The organism is Algoriphagus alkaliphilus, from assembly GCF_900103735.1.
GTDB lineage: Bacteria > Bacteroidota > Bacteroidia > Cytophagales > Cyclobacteriaceae > Algoriphagus > Algoriphagus alkaliphilus.
Map to the genome: position 1 here is coordinate 18,874 of NZ_FMXE01000012.1, position 18,378 is coordinate 37,251.

Genomic DNA, 18,378 nt, shown 5'->3' on the forward strand with positions numbered 1-18,378 from the left:
ACACTTGGCTTGGAAGTCTTACCTTTCGGGAATTATGAAATCCTTTGTTTTTCTGTCTGGATTATTCCTTTTCACCATTTCCGCGAATGCTCAAACTGGCTATTCCGGAAACGTCCTCGATTCTTTTGACAAAAAGTATCTGGAAGGAGTCACGGTCTCGATTAAAGATAAAGCGTCAGTATTGACCAATTCCCGGGGTTATTTTTCAATTCAGGGGAATTTGGGAGATACCCTTCAACTCAGTTTTCCGGGGTTTTATGAGCAACATATCGTGTTGACGGCCGAACGCTTTTTGTTAGTCCAGCTTCAGGACAGAGCCCGACTACTGCCGACCTTTCAGGTGAATGCAGAACCCTACAGGTTTAGGTTTAAAGACGGCAAACTATACTTTGCCGAGAATGAAACTGAGTCTGAAAAAAGTCTTTCACAGCAAGTGAGTCTTGGAACAGGAACTTCTGATGGCAGTGGCGGAATAGTGATCTATGGCCCAATAAGCTACTTTTCCAAAAGAAATACACAACTCAGGAGATACGCGGAGCGCTTAGATTGGATCAAGCGGCGACAAGGATATTTGGAAGTAATTGACTCAGATTCGATCCGGACCGAACTCATGACTGCCTATTTTATCACTCGAGAGGAATGGGATGAAATGATTATCCGGTTCAATGAATTCCATCTTCAACATGAATTTATGGATTGGCCCAAAGAGCGTGTTTATGCCAGTTTGAAAGAATTTATCCGCATCGAAGCCATGCTTCGGGATTAACTTTTCCGCTTAAAGGACCATGTAACAAAAAACCTGGCGACAGTTTCATCTCCTTGATTTTGCCCTGTTGAAATCATGGTCAGTTGAGCAGATTCTCCGACCTCCAAATGTTCAATCAATTCAAATAATTCCTCACCCTGAGTACATGAGAAAGTGATTTTTGAATTGGCTTTTTTAGAAAATTCTGCTCTGAAATCCACCACCAGCATGCTGAATTGACCCTTGCCTGCCAGGGCCAACTGACAAAGGGCACCGGTGCTGAGTTCCGCTGCTCCGGCTAATGCCGCAAAATAGATGGATTTGAAGGGGTTTTGCGATCTCCAAAAAAAGGGAATCGTAACTTCACATTTTTCTGTAGTCAGATCTTTAATCCGCAATCGCCAAAACACAGCCGAAGGCAATTTGACAAGCATGGCAAACCAATATATTATAGGATTAGTCATCTTTCGCTGATAATCCAGCGCTGCAGATGAAAGTTTTCTGGCGGTAAGTTGGTTTTCCATTTTTGAGATTTTGTTCCAAAATACTAAAATTAGTCGAAGTGAAAGACCTTGGTATTGTTTTTGAATTTCAATCGGTAAGAAATGAAAAAATTTATGAAAAAGATAGTTTTAATTTTTACCGCCGGACTTTTGCTTTATTCCTGCACCACTGTTCCGCTGACAGGTAGAAAGTCACTTTCCATGGTTTCCAACGAGGAGATTCAACCGCTGGTGAACGAAGAATACAAAAAAGCGATCACTGCAAATAAAAATGTGACCAATACGGCAGACGGACAACGAGTGGTGCGAGTAGGTCAAAAGATGGCAAAAGCAGTGGAAGCTTACTTGGTAGCAGAAGGTTTTCAAAGCTTGGCAAATGACATGTCATGGGAGTTTAATCTCCTGGAAAGCGATCAAATCAATGCTTGGTGTATGCCGGGTGGTAAGGTTGCGTTTTACACTGGAATTTTACCGGTCACTAAAGATGAGGCTGGCATTGCAGTAGTTATGGGGCATGAAATTGCCCATGCTGTGGCATCTCATGCCGGAGAACGTATGTCAAACGGGATGCTGTTAAATGGTCTCTTGGGAGGATTTTCTGCGGCAATGGGTCAAAATCCTACGATGATGCAACAAATATTGCTTCAGGGAGTGGGTGCAGGTTCACAGCTGGGAATGTTAAGTTTCTCGAGAAAACATGAACTCGAAGCAGATGAGATGGGATTGATCTTCATGGCAATGGCGGGATATGATCCACGTCAAGCCCCAGCGTTTTGGCAAAGAATGGCAGCAGCGGGAGGTGGAGCACCGCCTGAATTTCTATCAACTCACCCGGGCCCGGACCGAAGAATCGAGCGCCTTAATGCCAATATACCTAAGGCGATGAAATATTATAAGCAGTAAGCAGTTTTTAGTCACAGTGATCAGTCTCAGTCTTCAGTAATTTGTGAGTGGTAAGAAGTGAATAGTTAGTTTGATAAAACAACTTACTACTTACCACTTACTTTTTACCAAATTTACTTGCCACTGCGACTTATTTACTTCGATCCAAATCCCCTCAGCTTCACCTGAGTGAGCTTTCGCTTGGTGTCCAATGGGAAATCGCCTTTCATCATCCAATCATAGTATCCCGGCTCTTCTTTCAATGCCTGATCGATTGTTTTTCCTTTGTGCTTACCGAAATTGAAAATCTCCTGTCCCTGTGAGTTGAACACAAACCGTCCGGCCAAATCCACCATTTTTTCATTGACCATTTCGTGGATTTTTTTCATGTCATTCTGAAAAATTCCAACCTTATTACCTTGAAGATCTTCCATTTCTTCTCCTTGGTAGCGCTCCACCTGTGCCTGAAAAACGTCTAGTGTAGCTAAAGTGTCCGCTTCTGCACTGTGTGCATTTTCCAGATTTCTTCCACAGTAAAACTTGTATGCTGCAGTCAGGTTTCGCTTTTCCATCATGAAAAAGATCTTTTGCGCATCAAGCAGGTTTCGATTTTCCAGATCAAAATCGATCCCTGACCTTAAAAATTCCTCCACCAAAAGTGGAATATCATATTTCAAAACATTAAATCCTCCCAAATCTGACTTACCGATGAAGGCTTGGATTTCCTTTGCGATGTCCCTGAAGGTAGGCTCGTCTTTTATGTCTTTATCATAGATCCCATGGATCAACGAAGCCTCCAGAGGAATCGGAATTCCGGGATTTACCCGTTTGGTATAGATTTCTCGTCCTTGATCAGGGTGGAGTTTTACGATGGATATTTCTACAATCCGGTCTGTACCCACATTAGTGCCTGTGGCCTCAAGATCAAAAAATGCGATTGAATTTCTAAGGTTAAGCTTCATTTGAATTGAATTTGGCTTTTAAGGGTTCGAGATCGAGGTTGTCATAATTGCCCGAACTCATCAAAAGCAGGTTAGTATTGGAATAATTTTGTGCCAAAAGGTAGGCTTTTAATGCCTGACTTTCGGTAAAAAGCATCAAATCCGGTCGTTTAAATCCTTCTCGCAAGGTTTCCTCATCCATCAAGTCCAGCTTTTTTAGGGCAACTGCGTGTGGATTTAGATAGATCACTGCAACATCTGTCTCCTCCATGGAGTGGGCATAGTTGGGGAGAAAATCCTTATTTAATGAAGAATAAGTGTGGAGTTCTTGAACTGAGATCAATTTCCGATCAGGAAACTGATTTTTCACTGCATTGACAGTAGCTTTGAGTTTGGATGGAGCATGGGCAAAATCCCGGAATAGGATTCCTGATTTACCTGATGCAAGGATCTCCTGACGTTTTGCTGCCCCTTTGAAACTGGGAATGGAAGCGTAAAACTGCTCATTTGAAACACCCAAGGCTCGACATATTTCCAACGCACCTTGAAGATTCTGAAGATTGTGATCTCCAAAAATTCCGATTTCCAATAAGCCCGAACCGGTTTTTAAAAAAGTTTTTCCATCCCTGATTACTGCAGGATGGGCATTGTAAGGAGTTTTTTGACCCGGGGTCGATGATTTTTCTGCTGCTTCTTTTACCAGTTGATCTACTTCGCAATAGATCAACTCTCCCGATTGGGTGGTTAAGTCCATCAGTTTAGAGAATTGATCTTTGTAAACCTCAAAGTCAGGGAATACATTGAAATGATCCCAGGCAATACCACTCACTAAAGCAATGTCATGCTTATAATGAAAAAACTTTGGCGTTCGGTCAATCGGGGAAGTGAGGTATTCATCTCCTTCAATGACTATCACCGGGGCATCTGATAGTCTCACCATCAAATCAAATCCTTCGATCTGAGCACCCACGAGGTAATCGAAGTCCATTTTTTGGTCTTGAAGCACATGAAGTATCATGGAGGTGATGGAAGTTTTCCCATGTGAACCCGCAATGACGGCCCGCTTTTTTGTTTGGCTTTGGTTATAGATAAACTCAGGAAAAGAGAAAACCGGAACGCCCAATTCCTGTGCTCTGATCAGTTCGGGATTATCGATCCGTGCATGCATCCCGAGAATGATTCCATCCAGGTCAGCTGTGATTTTTTCCGGAAACCAGCCATATTCAGGTGGTAAAATTTTGGCATTTTCCAGACGGGTTCGTGAGGGTTCGTAGATTTCATCATCAGAACCGGAAACCTGATATCCTTTTCGCAGTAAGGCAAGTGCTAGATTGTGCATCACGGCTCCACCAATGGCGATGAAGTGGTACTTGTTCATAAGGTAAAAATAAGGTCTAATTTTATATTCAAACTTAAAAATAAAATGTGGGTACCGAGGGTGTATTCTTTTTTCATTTTAGAGATTTTTTGTCAGGAAATGTTTTAGCTATTTTCGAGAGTTGATAACTATTTTAATGCTTGATGACAAATTTGCGTATTTGACGCTCTCACTATCGTATATAGTGGCTTGGCTGGTGATTTTCGTCAAAAACCCCTGGAAGGGCGGAATGATCAAAGTGGGGATAGTGGGAGGTATCATGGGAATGATAGCAGAGATTTGGTATTTTCATGACTATTGGAAGCCTCCTACGCTCTTTGGAATTGGGATAATCGGAATAGAAGATTTCATCATTGGATTTGCGTTGTTTGGTGTAGGTGGGTATATCCATTCTTCCTTTACCAAACTTGAGATTGATTATGATCGACAAACCCCAGCCAGGAATAGGGACTTTTTTTTCCTTTGGTTGATAGGCTGCGCAAGTCTGTCTCTATTCAGTCTTATTTTAAACATTCATTCAGGATATGTTACTTTTTTGACTTTTATGGCTTTATCGGTCTATATCTGGAGCCAAAGGCCCGATTTAATTTGCCTTTCTTTGGTTTCGGGAGTTGCTACTTTGGCGATTACCCTATTTATCTATTTTATTAATTTTCAGCTTCTTTTTCCTCATTTTTGGGATACCTATGGGATGTTGGAAGAGCCAATTCTTGGCTCAAAAATTCTGGGAATTCCTGTTTCGGAAATTCTTTGGCACTTTAGCTGGGCTGTCCTCTGCTCTATGTTTAGAGGATTTCGAAATGGGGTATATTATAAAGAAACTTCCTGATCAGGGCTTGATTTTTGCTAATTTGAGGATGTTGATAAGTTTTGGAAAACTTGTTCAAAACTACTGCCTTCTAGCCGATACATTTGTTATATGACCGATAATACCAACCAACCAAGAATCACCCGAAAAAAGCCATCTTACGATAATCCAACCAACTTTTTGGGCAAAGTTCCCCCTCAGGCAGTAGAATTAGAAGAGGCTGTGCTTGGTGCATTGATGCTCGAAAAGGATGCCCTGACCAATGTAATCGATATTTTGAAGGTAGAAAGCTTCTATAAAGACTCGCACAAAGTCATCTTCCAGGCGATTTTGGATCTCTTTACAGAAAGTCAGCCCATCGATTTGTTGACGGTGACTTCGCAGCTTCGAAAAAACGGTGCATTGGAAATCGCAGGTGGCGCATTTTACGTCACCGAACTCACTTCCAAGGTGGCTTCTGCTGCCAATATTGAATATCATGCTCGAATCATCACCGAGCAATCCATCAAACGGGAACTGATTAAAATTTCAGGAGAAATACAAAAGGAAGCCTTTGAGGATACCACAGATGTTTTTGAGCTTTTGGATAAAATGGAGCAGTCCCTTTTTGAGATTTCAGAAAAGAATATCCGGAAAAATTATTCTGACATGCGGTCGATCATGCGCGAGGCCATTATTGAATTGGAAGCCCGAAAAAACCAAAAAGATGGACTTACCGGAGTTCCTTCAGGATTTACTGCATTGGACAGAGTTACATCAGGTTGGCAAAAATCCGATTTGGTGATCATCGCCGCAAGACCTGCGATGGGTAAGACTGCTTTTGTACTATCGGTTTTGAGAAATGCAGCCGTGGATCACAATCGTCCCGTGGCGATCTTCTCTCTTGAAATGTCCTCGGTTCAGTTAGTTAATCGTTTGATTTCTTCCGAGGCCGAATTGGATTCTGAGAAAATTAAAAAGGGCTCTCTGGCAGACCACGAATGGGCTCAGTTAGTCCATAAAACAGCCAAACTATCAAAGGCACCGCTTTTTGTAGACGATACTCCCGCACTTTCAATCTTGGAATTGCGCGCAAAATGCCGAAAACTCAAAGCCCAGCATGATATCCAAATGGTAGTAGTCGATTACCTGCAGCTGATGTCCGGTGATTCCAAAAACGGGGGGCAAGGTGGAAACAGAGAACAGGAGATTGCCAGTATTTCCAGAGCACTTAAGAAAATCGCGAAGGAACTCGCTATTCCGGTCATTGCGCTTTCTCAGCTTTCCAGAGCGGTAGAAACCCGAGGAGGTGACAAAAGACCGCAGCTTTCCGATCTTCGAGAATCAGGAGCGATTGAGCAAGATGCTGATATGGTGATGTTCCTCTATCGACCGGAATACTATGGCATTACCCAAGATGAGGACAATAACTCCACTGCAGGTGTGGGTGAAGTAATCATCGCCAAGCATCGTAACGGTTCTTTGGATAATGTCAAACTTCGTTTCATAGGAAAATATACCAAATTCATGGATTTGGATTCCGGAGTGGGGTATGCTCCCAACCAAGCTCAGGAAGTATCCTACACCCACTTCACTTCGGGTGCATCAGGTGCTGCCTCATTTGACACCGGGGGTACGATCAAGCTCCAAAGCCGGGCAAATGAGGAGAATCTGGATGATATTTTTAAAAATGACAATGGTCCTGTAACTTTTTAACCTGTTATAAAATCAAGCCTACCATAGCTCGAAAGTCCGTCGATAGCGACACGAGACGGGATAATTAGCAATCGCGCAAATTCCGGATTGTCTGTTGGAAAGTTTTAGAAAAGCTTAATAATCAATTGAAAATCATAAAATTAACAAATGAGAGGAATTGTACTCAATCTCCAGCATGATTCAAAAATTGAATTGACTTCAGTGGCTGATCCTCAACCTAAAGCCGGTGAGGTGTTGGTTCGAATCAAAACAGCTGCGCTAAACCATCGGGACGAGTGGTGTCGTCAGGGCCTATACCCAAATTTAAAAGACGGAATAATCCTTGGCTCGGATGGTGCAGGAGTGGTAGAAAAAGTTGGGGATGAAAAAGATAAATCTTGGGTAGGGAAAGATGTCATCATCAATCCCGCAATGAATTGGGGCTCAAATCAACGAGCTCAATCTAAGGAATTCTCAATTCTGGGGATGCCAAGCCATGGAACCCTCGCCGAATTTTTGGTTGTTCCAGTCGATAGATTACATGAAAAACCTGAGCATCTCAATTGGGCCGAAGCGGCAGCCTTGCCATTGGCTGGTGTGACAGCATACCGGGCTTTAGTTTACCAGGGGGGAATTCAAAAAGGTGATCAGGTTCTAGTTACAGGAATTGGGGGAGGAGTTGCGCAATTTGCAGCCCAATTTGCCAAAGCCAAAGGAGCAAAACTTTCTGTGAGTAGCAGTAAAACTTATAAAATAGAACGAGCCAAAATTGACGGGGCTGATTTTGTATATAATTATCTTGATTCAAACTGGACAGGAAAAGCACTTGAAGAGACAGGAGGCTTTGATGTAATTATTGACGGAGCAGCAGGTGATTCGCTAAATCAGCTTATTTCCGTGTGTAAACCGGGAGGAAAAATTGTCATTTATGGAGCAACAATGGGCAATCCCGGAAAAATTGAGGCACGTAAAGTATTTTGGAATCAGTTAAAAATCATGGGCTCCACTTTGGGATCCGACCAGGATTTTCTGGAAATGCTTGCATTGGTCCATGAAAAGCAAATCCGTCCAGTTGTTGATCGCGTTTTTACTTTTGCCGAGGCCACATTGGCTTTTGACCGAATGAAGGCAGGGGATCAATTGGGAAAAATTGTTCTCACTCCTTGATTTCTTCATAAGTTTCAAGAAATTCTTTCTTTGCAACCCGATAAATCTCACTCTTTTCCAATGAAATAACGAGGTAATCTCCAGGCTTTACTACAATGGATTCCTTCCATGGAGCTTGGAATTCCATCAACCCTTCCGTGCTAAACTCATTAAGGTCTTCTGTGCAAACTTTCATGGCATAGATTTCACCTTTAGGACGATAGCAGCCCCATCCATTCCCGAGCGAATCCATCATCGTATATTTCTTTTCAAACGTGTCGGCTTTGATCAGGTAGCTTTCTTTGGCTGAGGTCTGATTTTCCACCAACCAATCTCCTTTTTCGGCTGTATTTCTGGTTTCAATCCCATCACTGGTTCGGGTCACTACAACCATACCGGGTTCAGCTTTTTTTGCTCGGATCAAGCTTTTCTTCTTGAAACGTTTCCCTTGACTTTCCATCAGGGGCAAAAAATGATTCAGCATTTCTTTCTGGGTGATCATAGGTAGACGAGATTTAATTGCTATCGCTCGCTTTTAAAATTAACAAAATGATTTTCATTTGGAAGTAGATTTTTTTTTAAAAAACATGCTAATCCAAATCAGTTTCAAAAAGAAAATTTTGATAGGCATTTTGGAGTTCTTTCAGGGTTTTATCGGCTTTTTGAATTTTAGCCAAGTTAATTCCCTGTTCGAAAATATTCTTTGCCTTTTCGATTTGACCTAGCTCAAAAAAGAAATGAGCCGAAGGGAAATAAACAGGCAGGTAGTCTGAGTGGTTAAGTAATAATAAATCAAATAATCTGCCTGCTTCCGGGATGTCAATATCCCTGATTTCCAATGCCAAAGCATAAAAATTGAAAGGGTTTTGAGGTTCTTCTTTAATATACTCTTTTAATAGCCGAAGCCTTTCCGAATTGCTCATGAATAGTTTTTTTATTAAGCCTAGCCTGTTATTTTCACGCAAAATAAATTTAATATAACCTAACTCTAAACCAATGAAGATTCTTGTTTGTATCACACACGTACCGGATACGACTTCCAAGATTCAGTTTACTGCCAACAATACCAAATTTGACACTGCTGGAGTTCAATTCATAATCGGACCATACGATGATTATGCTTTAGCAAGAGCTGTGGAGCTTAGAGATCAGACTGGAGGCACCTTGACTGCAATCAATGTCGGAGAAGTGGAGACCGAACCTACCTTAAGAAAGTCGCTTGCAATAGGAGCCGATGACGCCATTCGGGTCAATTCATTTCCCAAAGATTCCTTTTTTGTTGCCAAACAAATCGCTCATTATGCCAAAGAAGGCGGTTATGATCTGATTTTGATGGGTCGCGAGTCCATTGACTTCAATGGTGGAATGGTCCATGGTATGGTCGGTGAATTGCTGGGAATGCCTTCTTTTTCACCGGTGATGAAGCTGGAAGTTGAAGGTACAACTGTGAAAATGGCCCGTGAAATCGAAGGCGGTAAGGAAATGCTGGAAGCTAAACTGCCCCTGATTGCAGGATGTCAGGAGCCGATTGCAGAGTGGAAAATTCCAAATATGCGCGGAATCATGTCAGCACGGACCAAACCTCTGAAAGTGGTGGAACCTGTAACGGACGAAACACAAGCAGCGGCAAGTAGCTATCAACTTCCACCGGCCAAAGGTTCTGTAAAGCTAATCGACAAAGACAATGTGGCCGAGCTGGTAAAATTGTTAAAAAACGAAGCGAAAGTACTTTAATCAAAATTTGGTAACTCCCATTATTTCAAGAAATTATGTCAATTTTAGTATATATCGAACACGCAGAGGGAAAGGTCAAAAAAACCAGTCTGGAAGCAGTTTCATTTGCAAATAAATTAACAGCCCAGACAGGTGAAGGCGATGTGATCGCAGTAGCATTGGGTACTGTGGATTCGGCTGAGTTGGCTTCTGTTGGTAAGGCAGGTGCGGCCAAAGTGTTGCACGCCGATGATTCCAGACTGACTGATGGAGTAATTCAGGCTCACGCATCGGCAGTAGCTCAAGCATTTACTGCCATTGGTACCAAGACTTTGGTTTTGGCCAAATCCTCCCTGGGTGATGCGGTAGCTGCAAGGCTGGCGATTAAACTGAATGCAGGTTTAGTATCCAATGTTGTGGAGCTTCCAAATACATCCAATGGTTATGTTGTCAAAAGGAGCATTTATACCGGTAAAGCTTTTGCAGAGACCACAATCACTACCGATAACAAAATCCTCGCAGTAAAGAAAAATGCGGTGGATTTGAAAACAGATGGAGGGGATGCCACCGTTGAAAAGCTGTCGGTCAACCTTTCAGATTCAGATTTTGCTTCGAAAATCATCACTACAGAAAGAGCTACCGGAGAAATTTTACTTCCAGAAGCAGATATTGTGGTGTCTGGCGGTCGTGGATTGAAAGGTCCGGAAAACTGGGGAATGATTGAAGATTTGGCCAAGACGCTAGGCGCTGCGACCGGATGTTCTAAGCCTGTGTCAGATATTGGATGGAGACCGCACCATGAGCACGTAGGTCAAACAGGGGTAAAAGTTGCACCTACTTTGTATGTTGCAGTAGGAATTTCAGGAGCGATTCAACATCTTGCAGGGGTTAATTCCTCAAAATGCATAGTGGTGATCAACAAAGACCCAGAGGCGCCATTTTTCAAAGCTGCTGATTATGGGATTGTGGGAGATGCTTTTGAGGTGATACCTAAACTAACTGAGGCACTTAAAGCTGAACTTTAATTTTTGTGGAAAAACTGGTAGAACTTGAGATTTTGGGACTTTCTTCCAATCACTCCCAATCAGGGTCGTTTACCTTGGTTATGGGTGAAGTGGAAGGGAGTAGAAGATTGCCAATAGTCATTGGAATGTTTGAAGCTCAAGCTATAGCTATTGAGATAGAAAAAATTATTCCAAATCGACCCATGACGCATGATCTCTTCAGATCTTTTGCTGAAAGTTTCAAATTCAAAATTGACAAAATTGTCATATCGGATATGAAAGAGGGAGTCTTCTATGCCAAAATTAATTGTAACAGTGATTCCACTCAGGTTGAAATAGACAGTCGTCCTTCTGATGCCATTGCAATTGCAGTGAGGTTCTCTGCAAGAATTTTCTGTTCGGAAAAAGTCATGGCTGAGGCGGCTATTGAATTTACCGAAGAGGACAAAAATGAGGAAAGTAAAAAAGAAATGAAATCTGAACCTCAAAAGGTTGCTGTAAAAAAAGAAGGGTCTTTAAAGGATTTCAGCTTGGACAAGTTAAATCAACTGCTCGAGAAGGCCATCAATAATGAAGATTATGAACGGGCTGCCAGGATTCGAGACGAAATTAATAAGAGAAACTAATTCATTTAAAGCCCGGACTTCTTCGGGCTTTTTTCTTGTACTGGTTTGGTCTATTTTTATCCTTTCGTTAATTTAATTGGAATTCATGGACTATTTGAGAGGAGCCCTTGGTTTATTTGTTATCGTAGTGGTAGCCTATATTTTTTCATCTAACAGAAAAAGAATCGACTGGAGACTGGTTCTGATTGGAATTACGCTTCAACTGGTATTTGGATTTCTAATCACCAAAGTTGAAATAGTCCGTGCTGGCTTTGAATTGCTCTCTCAGGGATTTGTTAAATTTCTCAGTTTCAGCGGAGCTGGGGCAAGTTTTATCTTTGGAGATCTGGCAGGGGATAGCTTTGGTTTCATCTTTGCCTTTAAGGTTCTTCCTACGATCATATTCTTTTCCACGGTTTCTTCAGGATTGTACTACCTTGGAATATTGCAAAAAATTGTTTTCGGTATTGCATGGGTCATGGCCCGAACCATGAGGCTATCTGGTCCCGAATCGCTTTCAGCTGCCGGCAATATATTTCTCGGACAAACAGAGGCCCCACTTTTAGTGAGGCCATTCATTCCAACTATGAGCAAGTCGGAATTGATGTGTCTCATGACTGGAGGAATGGCAACCATAGCTGGGGGTGTCTTGGCTGGATATGTGGCTTTTCTTGGAGGAGAAAGTCTGGAGGAGCAAAGTAAATTCGCAGCATACCTGCTCGGAGCAAGTATTATGAATGCGCCTGCTGCGATTGTATTATCAAAGATTTTTATTCCTGAAACTGAAAAAGAAATCAAACAGGATAAGCTTGAAGTGAACGAAGAAGCAATGGGAGTCAATTTGATTGATGCAATGTCTATCGGCGCTGCTGAAGGCTTGAAACTAGCTCTAAATGTAGGAGGGATGCTACTTGCATTCATTGCTGTGATTGCGGCTGTCAATTTTGGTCTTAGTGGACTGATTGGTGAGTACACCGGATTAAATTCATTTGTAGAAAACTCCACGAATGGGCAATTCAAGGGGTTTTCGCTCGAATATATCTTTGGTCAGATGTTCCGGATTTTCGCTTGGGTAATTGGCGTAGATTGGGTGGATACCTTGCAGGTTGGCAGTCTTTTGGGTCAGAAAACCGTGATCAACGAATTTGTTGCCTACTTGAGTTTGGCAGATATGAAAGAAGCCGGAACCTTAAGCACCAAGTCTGTGGTGATCGCAACATATGCACTTTGTGGTTTTTCAAATTTTAGCTCGATTGCAATCCAATTGGGTGGAATCTCCATTATTGCACCAAATCAGCAGGGCAACCTAAGTCGCTTAGGATTTAAGTCTTTGGCGGCGGCATCCTTGGCCTGCCTAATGACTGCAACCATTGCAGGAATGCTATTTTAAAGGCCTAAACAAAAATCAAACAAGCCCGATTTTCATCAAAATCGGGCTTGTATGTTTTGTGGACTATTGTGAGGGTTTTAACCCTAAAACTTGGTGTTAGCTTCCATAGTTTACTATTGGTGCTCGTCCCGCAGCAGGTCATTTACGGTCTTTACAGGATTGAAAGTGATCAATGGAACCTCAACAAAAAGGGTATTCCAGCCCGCCATCGCCCCATTCCAAAGTCCCGGAAGTTCCAGTGCTTTAAGATCTCGACCGCTTTTCGATTTTTCTGTGATAAAGCCCGTCTGCATGTCTCTGAATTTCAAAAGATCGAATGAATGACCTTTGTAATCTTTGGTTCCGCATACCAAATCAACAGGATTGAAATGAGTCGAAGTGCTAAAATGTTTTTTTGAATTAGGGTCATTTAAGTCAATTTGAGCTGTTTCAAGGATTTGAAGTGATAGTGAGCCATCCTCTTCCTCTATCCAAAACGGACCACCTCCGGGTTCTCCTGTGTTTTTCACCATTCCGCATACCCGAATCGGACGGTTAAGTTTTCCTTTCAAAAAGCCAGCAACTTCTTCTAATGATCCGGAGGAGATTGGAGCAGGAATTTTACCTCCCAATCCCGCATTGTACACTTGGGCAGCAAAGCCTACACTTTCATGATCAATAGCCAAATCCAGTCCCCTTAATGCTTCAAAGACTTTTTCCTGCACTTCCAAAAGTATACCTGCTATCGCCATTTTGTAGGTTTTGGTAGGCTCTTTCAATCGGTCAGGAACCACATTGTCGATGTTTTTGATGAAAATCAGATCGGCATTGATGTCATTTAGATTTTCCAACAAAGCCCCGTGACCGGCAGGCCGGAATAGTAAACTTCCGTCTTCTTCCTCGAATGGTTCATTTTCCATCGTCACAGCAATTGTATCAGTGGACTTCTTTTGCTGAGAATAGGTGACTTCAAACTCCACACCGCTGGAGGCCTTTAATCCGGGAAGTACCTTGCTGATTTCGGCTTTAAATTTCTCCTCATGCTCAGGTGAAACTGTAAAATGAATTTTGACTGTGTTGCCTTTCCCAATTCCGTACTGTAAACCTTCTACTAAATGCTCCTGTGCAGGAGTTCTGTTTTCTGAAGGATACGCATGAAATCGCAATAGTCCTTTTGGTAGATTACCGTAACCCAGGCCTTCATCAGAAAGTAACTCGTTGACGATGCTTTTATAATCTTTGGCATCGAGGCAAGATTGAATACTGTTTCCTTTTGACTTTAAGGAATCATCCAAATCTGTAAAAAAAGCAAATTTGGAAAGATTTGAAATGAATTTTTGGACAAAACTGCTTTTGGAAAGGTCTCCATCACTTTCAAGAAATGAGAACAAATCCTTAAACATTCTGGACGCCGCACCCGATGCCGGTACAAATTTCACCACATCAATTTTTGAAGCTTTTTCAGGGTAGGTTTGGCTGAAATGATCCAATTCCGATTCGGAAAGGACTTTGATGCCATCTACCGGGGTGGCTGGTGCAGTTATTTTCAAAAATGGAAATCCGTTTTTGAAATTTTCAATTTGTTGGACGACAATATCAGGATTCATGCCCTGTGCCAGCACTTTATCTTTGAGGCCTGTATTCATGGTTTTATGGGTTATAAAAGTTGCAAATGTAAGATAACAGGCTTCTGGGCTTAGCTCAAATTCGACTTGCAGTTTTTTTTGTAAAACTTAATAGAAACTCTATTCAAATTCTAAAGAGGGAAATAAATTAGGGGGCTGGGTATTGGGAAGGATGATGATCAGATTTATATGATGGATTTCCTTTTAATTTTCAAATGGAATCCCTTTCTAAATGGAAACCCCTAAAACCATCAGAAATACTGAACTCTCAATTAGGTGTGAATTTTATCTTGAAATAGTTGAAATACGAGGCTGAAAAAGTTTAAACCTAACTTTACTTCCAGGTTTTTTCTGAGCCAATTTCCATTGACTTTCCACATCCAATTGAAGAATACGCGGATAGCCTCCAGTGACTTGTGCATCTTTCAGAAGGATTATTAATTTTCCTCCCGAAGTGAGCTGAACTGTTCCCGGGAATACTGGATTAGTAGGGAGTTCGGGGAGATCATTCTCCAAAAGTTCCAAAAGCTGCGCCCCCATCCGGTTAGATTGTTGAGAAATACGAAAGGTTTGGCCTATGAGTTTTTCCCGGAGGTTTTCTTTGAGCAGGTGGAAATCAGGGCCTGGATAGGCTAATATTTCTTCTTCCCTGTACCATTCAGTGGACCATTTGGCCTTGGCATTGAAGACTGGAGAAGCTTCAGAATCCATAAAATATTGGATTTTGGTTCCTTTATGTAAAATAGAATCTTCCGTCAATCCCTTGTATTGGCTCCTCGAACCCAGGATTTTTGGCGTTTTGAATCCGTATTTAATTCCAATATAAACTATGGAGCCGCTCAGAAAAGCCCCAATTTCCAGTAGATCCTTGGATTGTATCGCTATCAGATTTGATTTTTCAATTAGTTGATCATTCAGTCTGACAATTGCTTCTGCTCCTGCGATAGCTATGTAGGTTGGAGAATCAAATTGAATTTGAAAACCTGGCTGAGAAACTTCAAGAGCAGCGTCATTCACTTCATTTTGAAGAATATGATTAATCCAGGCAAATGACTTCATATCCATGGCACCGGATAGCGGGATACCTAAATTTGCCTGACCTCTGCGTCCCAAATCTTGGATAGATGAACCCGGACCTGTCTTCAAGACTGTTGCTATAGCCATTTCTTTGCTCATCTTTTTCTTGGGTATGGAGGTGAGGCCAGCATTTTTTCCATTTGGCCTGAATCGATGGGTTCAAATTTTAATTGATCTCCCGGAGATGCCCATACTGGAGGACTCTTTTTGACATCAAATAATTCAACCGGTGTTTGTCCGATGATGTGCCATCCCCCGGGACTTGCCTGCGGATAAATCCCGGTTTGCCTTCCGCCGATAGCCACAGAACCAGGTTCAACTGATCGGTCCGGAACAGATTTTCGAGGTGTATGAAGTTGTTCTGGTAGTCCGTTCAAGTATGGAAATCCCGGTAAAAATCCAAAAAAGTGTAGCCTGTAAACGGTAGAAGAATGGAGTTCAATGAGTTGATTTACTCTGATTCGATGCGATACCGCCAAGGATCCAAGATCCGGTCCATAATCTAATCCATAACAAACCGGAATTTCCCAAATTTGAGACGAAAGGGTTTTGGGTTTGATTTTGAATTTTTGAAACTGCTTCTGAAAAGTTGATTGAGCCTCGGGGGTTCTCCAAATAATACTGACTGCCGTAAATCCCTGTCGAGCCTCCAATACATGCTCCTTCAATTCTTTTTCCAAGAACTCCATCCATCCCAATTGCTTGGAAAGCAGGAAATCATCCGGTTTTGCATCCCATTTTAGCTCTCCTGCCGTAGGACTGATGACAATATAATGAGCGTTTAATTCCAAAATTGTTCGCGGATAAAAGGTAAAAACTCCATAATTCCCGGATTATCTCCGTGAAAGCAGATGGTGTCGGCTTGAACAGGAAGTAATTTACCGGTATAAGTCCGGATTTTTGAATCCGTGAAAAAGGAGATTAGGTGTTGAAACACCTGATTCTGCTGAGTCAGAAGGGAATTATTCAGTGAGCGATTGACCAGTTTGAAATTATCCTGATAAGCTCTATCTCCGAATATTTCTCTTTTGATAGGTAAGTTTTTTTTTATGGCCATCTTTTCGATTTCTGAATATCGAGGAACAAAAAGGGGTGTTTTTGGAAATTCCTGAATTAAAAAATTAATCAAAACCTCCGCCAAGGCCTCATTTTGAGCGGCATCATTATATAAAGCTCCGTGAAATTTGATATGATCGAGCTCAATATTTTCTTCCTTGGCAATCTCTAGGAATAATGTAATCTGATTTCGAATACTTTTGATGAGTTCGTCAGGATAAATTGACATTGACTTTCTGCCAAAGTTTTCTTGATCTGGGTAGGAGGGATGAGCACCTGCTTTTTTTTCAAATTTCTTCACCAATTTCAATGTTGCTCTGATCGATTCACGATTTCCGAAATGTCCTCCACAAGCAATACTTGCCAGATCGATCAGCGGAATAATTGCGGCTTCGTTTGGTATTCCCTCTCCAAGGTCACAGTTGATGGTGTAATAGGGTTGGGGCATGAGTCCGGAAAAGGTGAAAGCGTTTGACTTTTATTTTTGGATTTATGGCCTTGGGAGAATTTCAACCCAAGTTCCTCGCTGGGGATCTACCACAACTTTGACCGGCCCTAGTGCCGAGTCATTAGTTTGAAAAATAATCAAATAGTAGCCATCGACCCAAGCTGATACCTCTGCATCTTTCCAATCCCCAATCACGGTAGCTTTGACATCCGAGGGCAAGGCATTATATGCAATCTCTCGATATACATCAAGTGGGTCTTCATTACCTTCCAATTTGCAAGAAAATGAAATTGAAAAGAGAATGACTAGTAGTAGAATGGAGGACAGATTTTTCATGTTTTAACTGATTTAATATAAGGACGCAGCTTGAAGCTGCATGTTACTTATTGCCTCCAATTATTTGCAAGCTGTATTAGTAAAACATCGAATTTAACTCATTTTGGCTATTCGTCAATTCAAAAAACCAATTTGTCAATTGGTAGGAATAAGTCCTTTTTGGTGTACATAGTTTTCTATGGCTGACGTCCATCATTTGATCGGCAATTCCAATTGGAACAGGAATGTGAAAATGCCAATGATTAAAATCGAATTTACCCATTTTACCAATGAACTCCATAGTCAATTAAATATCAATCAGTTAATATAATTTTGAGAAGAAAAGGTGCTTTTTGGAAATTTACATCAACCATTTCCTGGGTATTTGGCTTCATTGTTATAATCTACCCACTTTGGGGTAAAGTAGCAACATGTTTCAACGAATGCTAATTTTTCAATAGTCCAAAATTGAATAGAAACGGCCAAGAGACCCCTTAAAGAGCATTTTTTCCGGTTTTGTGCTTTACAGGCATGAGCTTTGAACTTGAGTCATGGATAAAGTAATTGGAAAAAAAGTTTAATCGTTTTTATCTAGAAATTTTCGAGAAAAATAAAACCTAAAACATTTGGATCCGTGAACTCAATGAGAGTAATAAATTAAGCTTAGGGTCTTTTCACGTAATGAAGCAGGACTTTAAATTTATTTTCTATCAGATCTCAAATAAATTATTTAACCACAAAATACCACTACGATGAAAAAATCAAATGTTTCAATGTCTCTATGGATAGCAGGTTTAGTTTCTGGAGTTGTCGCAGGATACTACCTCTACCAAAACAGAGAAAAATTAGGCCCACAAAAAGATAAAATTGTGAAGCTATTGGGCGATTTGCAGAAAGCAAGTGAACAAATTGGCAAAAAATTAAAAGAAGCTGGTATTGATGGCCTGGAAAAAGGCAAAAAAGTATTGGACAAGTCTACTGCGGAGTTTAATTAATTTTAAACTGAAGCATTTAAGCCAAAAAGCTGTGGAGAAATCTGCAGCTTTTTTCTTTTGTGGCAAATCCCAAAAAATTGTTTTCTTGTCAGTC

General features: G+C 41.4%; 20 protein-coding genes. 10 read left to right on the forward strand and 10 right to left on the reverse strand.

Features of this window, described 5'->3' with window-relative positions; translation table 11 throughout:
* Positions 1-34 precede the first annotated feature (34 nt).
* Positions 35-766: a peptidase associated/transthyretin-like domain-containing protein gene (locus tag BLQ81_RS09850; RefSeq protein ID WP_092729787.1), complete on the forward strand. Its 732-nt coding sequence runs from the start codon at positions 35-37 to the stop codon at positions 764-766.
* On the opposite strand, the gene BLQ81_RS09855 is transcribed toward BLQ81_RS09850, so the two are convergent.
* Positions 763-1,269, reverse strand: coding sequence for a DUF4442 domain-containing protein (locus BLQ81_RS09855; protein ID WP_092729788.1), 507 nt, complete (start codon positions 1,267-1,269; stop codon positions 763-765). The genes BLQ81_RS09850 and BLQ81_RS09855 overlap by 4 nt on opposite strands.
* Positions 1,270-1,362: 93 nt before the next feature.
* Here BLQ81_RS09855 and BLQ81_RS09860 point away from each other — a divergent pair, with 93 nt between their 5' ends.
* Entirely contained in the window at positions 1,363-2,151 is a 789-nt protein-coding gene (locus tag BLQ81_RS09860; RefSeq protein WP_092729892.1) for a M48 family metallopeptidase, read from the forward strand.
* Between the two features lie 134 nt (positions 2,152-2,285).
* Here BLQ81_RS09860 and BLQ81_RS09865 read toward each other — a convergent pair whose 3' ends face one another.
* Together BLQ81_RS09865 and BLQ81_RS09870 are read right to left on the reverse strand one after the other, a co-directional pair.
* Positions 2,286-3,092 (reverse strand): 3'-5' exonuclease, encoded by an 807-nt coding sequence (locus tag BLQ81_RS09865; RefSeq protein ID WP_092729789.1) that lies wholly within the window; start codon positions 3,090-3,092, stop codon positions 2,286-2,288.
* Positions 3,082-4,449 (reverse strand): UDP-N-acetylmuramate--L-alanine ligase, encoded by a 1,368-nt coding sequence (locus BLQ81_RS09870; protein ID WP_092729790.1) that lies wholly within the window; start codon positions 4,447-4,449, stop codon positions 3,082-3,084. Before BLQ81_RS09870 ends, BLQ81_RS09865 begins: the two co-directional genes overlap by 11 nt.
* 136 nt (positions 4,450-4,585) lie before the next feature.
* On the opposite strand from BLQ81_RS09870, the gene BLQ81_RS09875 reads away from it, so the two are divergent.
* From BLQ81_RS09875 to BLQ81_RS09885, 3 genes are all read left to right on the forward strand, one after another.
* Positions 4,586-5,278: a lycopene cyclase domain-containing protein gene (locus BLQ81_RS09875; RefSeq protein WP_092729791.1), complete on the forward strand. Its 693-nt coding sequence runs from the start codon at positions 4,586-4,588 to the stop codon at positions 5,276-5,278.
* A gap of 90 nt (positions 5,279-5,368) precedes the next feature.
* Positions 5,369-6,952: a replicative DNA helicase gene (dnaB, locus tag BLQ81_RS09880; RefSeq protein WP_092729792.1), complete on the forward strand. Its 1,584-nt coding sequence runs from the start codon at positions 5,369-5,371 to the stop codon at positions 6,950-6,952.
* Between the two features lie 147 nt (positions 6,953-7,099).
* Entirely contained in the window at positions 7,100-8,098 is a 999-nt protein-coding gene (locus BLQ81_RS09885; RefSeq protein WP_092729793.1) for a zinc-binding dehydrogenase, read from the forward strand.
* Here BLQ81_RS09885 and BLQ81_RS09890 read toward each other — a convergent pair.
* The gene (locus BLQ81_RS09890) at positions 8,088-8,579 is read right to left on the reverse strand and encodes a hypothetical protein (RefSeq protein ID WP_092729794.1); all 492 of its coding nucleotides are present in this window, start codon (positions 8,577-8,579) and stop codon (positions 8,088-8,090) included. The genes BLQ81_RS09885 and BLQ81_RS09890 overlap by 11 nt on opposite strands.
* A gap of 88 nt (positions 8,580-8,667) precedes the next feature.
* Positions 8,668-9,000, reverse strand: a complete 333-nt coding sequence (locus BLQ81_RS09895) for a tetratricopeptide repeat protein (RefSeq protein WP_092729893.1) — start codon at positions 8,998-9,000, stop codon at positions 8,668-8,670.
* Between the two features lie 73 nt (positions 9,001-9,073).
* Here BLQ81_RS09895 and BLQ81_RS09900 point away from each other — a divergent pair, with 73 nt between their 5' ends.
* The 4 genes from BLQ81_RS09900 to BLQ81_RS09915 all read left to right on the forward strand — a co-directional run bounded on the left by BLQ81_RS09900 (position 9,074) and on the right by BLQ81_RS09915 (position 12,789).
* Entirely contained in the window at positions 9,074-9,811 is a 738-nt protein-coding gene (locus BLQ81_RS09900; protein WP_092729795.1) for an electron transfer flavoprotein subunit beta/FixA family protein, read from the forward strand.
* 35 nt (positions 9,812-9,846) lie between these two features.
* Positions 9,847-10,815, forward strand: a complete 969-nt coding sequence (locus tag BLQ81_RS09905) for an electron transfer flavoprotein subunit alpha/FixB family protein (RefSeq protein WP_092729796.1) — start codon at positions 9,847-9,849, stop codon at positions 10,813-10,815.
* A 5-nt stretch (positions 10,816-10,820) separates the two neighbouring features.
* Positions 10,821-11,420, forward strand: coding sequence for a bifunctional nuclease family protein (locus tag BLQ81_RS09910; RefSeq protein ID WP_092729797.1), 600 nt, complete (start codon positions 10,821-10,823; stop codon positions 11,418-11,420).
* Between the two features lie 85 nt (positions 11,421-11,505).
* Positions 11,506-12,789, forward strand: coding sequence for a NupC/NupG family nucleoside CNT transporter (locus BLQ81_RS09915; RefSeq protein WP_092729798.1), 1,284 nt, complete (start codon positions 11,506-11,508; stop codon positions 12,787-12,789).
* A gap of 113 nt (positions 12,790-12,902) precedes the next feature.
* Here BLQ81_RS09915 and BLQ81_RS09920 read toward each other — a convergent pair whose 3' ends face one another.
* The 5 genes from BLQ81_RS09920 to BLQ81_RS09940 form a co-directional block, all read right to left on the reverse strand.
* A complete protein-coding gene (locus tag BLQ81_RS09920; RefSeq protein WP_092729799.1) occupies positions 12,903-14,414 on the reverse strand; it encodes a DUF4301 family protein in 1,512 nt (503 codons plus the stop codon).
* Between the two features lie 264 nt (positions 14,415-14,678).
* Positions 14,679-15,569 carry a 5-oxoprolinase subunit C family protein gene (locus BLQ81_RS09925; RefSeq protein WP_092729800.1) on the reverse strand — a complete coding sequence of 297 codons (891 nt, stop codon included), beginning with the start codon at positions 15,567-15,569 and terminating at the stop codon, positions 14,679-14,681.
* On the reverse strand, positions 15,566-16,261 hold the full coding sequence (gene pxpB / locus BLQ81_RS09930; protein ID WP_092729801.1) for a 5-oxoprolinase subunit PxpB: 696 nt from the start codon (positions 16,259-16,261) through the stop codon (positions 15,566-15,568). The genes BLQ81_RS09925 and pxpB overlap by 4 nt, the downstream gene beginning before the upstream one ends.
* Positions 16,252-16,974, reverse strand: a complete 723-nt coding sequence (locus BLQ81_RS09935; RefSeq protein WP_092729802.1) for a LamB/YcsF family protein — start codon at positions 16,972-16,974, stop codon at positions 16,252-16,254. Before BLQ81_RS09935 ends, pxpB begins: the two co-directional genes overlap by 10 nt.
* 42 nt (positions 16,975-17,016) lie before the next feature.
* The gene (locus tag BLQ81_RS09940; protein WP_092729803.1) at positions 17,017-17,310 is read right to left on the reverse strand and encodes a hypothetical protein; all 294 of its coding nucleotides are present in this window, start codon (positions 17,308-17,310) and stop codon (positions 17,017-17,019) included.
* A 731-nt stretch (positions 17,311-18,041) separates the two neighbouring features.
* On the opposite strand from BLQ81_RS09940, the gene BLQ81_RS09950 reads away from it, so the two are divergent.
* Positions 18,042-18,284, forward strand: a complete 243-nt coding sequence (locus BLQ81_RS09950) for a hypothetical protein (protein ID WP_092729805.1) — start codon at positions 18,042-18,044, stop codon at positions 18,282-18,284.
* The last annotated feature ends 94 nt before the right edge of the window (positions 18,285-18,378 follow it).

Coding starts and splice junctions, on each gene's coding strand:
- BLQ81_RS09850 (WP_092729787.1), top strand. CDS start 35: ATGAAATCCTTTGTTTTTCTGTCTGGATTATTCCTTTTCACCATTTCC.
- BLQ81_RS09855 (WP_092729788.1), bottom strand. CDS start 1,269: ATGGAAAACCAACTTACCGCCAGAAAACTTTCATCTGCAGCGCTGGAT.
- BLQ81_RS09860 (WP_092729892.1), top strand. CDS start 1,363: ATGAAAAAGATAGTTTTAATTTTTACCGCCGGACTTTTGCTTTATTCC.
- BLQ81_RS09865 (WP_092729789.1), bottom strand. CDS start 3,092: ATGAAGCTTAACCTTAGAAATTCAATCGCATTTTTTGATCTTGAGGCC.
- BLQ81_RS09870 (WP_092729790.1), bottom strand. CDS start 4,449: ATGAACAAGTACCACTTCATCGCCATTGGTGGAGCCGTGATGCACAAT.
- BLQ81_RS09875 (WP_092729791.1), top strand. CDS start 4,586: ATGCTTGATGACAAATTTGCGTATTTGACGCTCTCACTATCGTATATA.
- dnaB (WP_092729792.1), top strand. CDS start 5,369: ATGACCGATAATACCAACCAACCAAGAATCACCCGAAAAAAGCCATCT.
- BLQ81_RS09885 (WP_092729793.1), top strand. CDS start 7,100: ATGAGAGGAATTGTACTCAATCTCCAGCATGATTCAAAAATTGAATTG.
- BLQ81_RS09890 (WP_092729794.1), bottom strand. CDS start 8,579: ATGATCACCCAGAAAGAAATGCTGAATCATTTTTTGCCCCTGATGGAA.
- BLQ81_RS09895 (WP_092729893.1), bottom strand. CDS start 9,000: ATGAGCAATTCGGAAAGGCTTCGGCTATTAAAAGAGTATATTAAAGAA.
- BLQ81_RS09900 (WP_092729795.1), top strand. CDS start 9,074: ATGAAGATTCTTGTTTGTATCACACACGTACCGGATACGACTTCCAAG.
- BLQ81_RS09905 (WP_092729796.1), top strand. CDS start 9,847: ATGTCAATTTTAGTATATATCGAACACGCAGAGGGAAAGGTCAAAAAA.
- BLQ81_RS09915 (WP_092729798.1), top strand. CDS start 11,506: ATGGACTATTTGAGAGGAGCCCTTGGTTTATTTGTTATCGTAGTGGTA.
- BLQ81_RS09920 (WP_092729799.1), bottom strand. CDS start 14,414: ATGAATACAGGCCTCAAAGATAAAGTGCTGGCACAGGGCATGAATCCT.
- BLQ81_RS09925 (WP_092729800.1), bottom strand. CDS start 15,569: ATGAGCAAAGAAATGGCTATAGCAACAGTCTTGAAGACAGGTCCGGGT.
- BLQ81_RS09935 (WP_092729802.1), bottom strand. CDS start 16,974: ATGCCCCAACCCTATTACACCATCAACTGTGACCTTGGAGAGGGAATA.
- BLQ81_RS09940 (WP_092729803.1), bottom strand. CDS start 17,310: ATGAAAAATCTGTCCTCCATTCTACTACTAGTCATTCTCTTTTCAATT.
- BLQ81_RS09950 (WP_092729805.1), top strand. CDS start 18,042: ATGAAAAAATCAAATGTTTCAATGTCTCTATGGATAGCAGGTTTAGTT.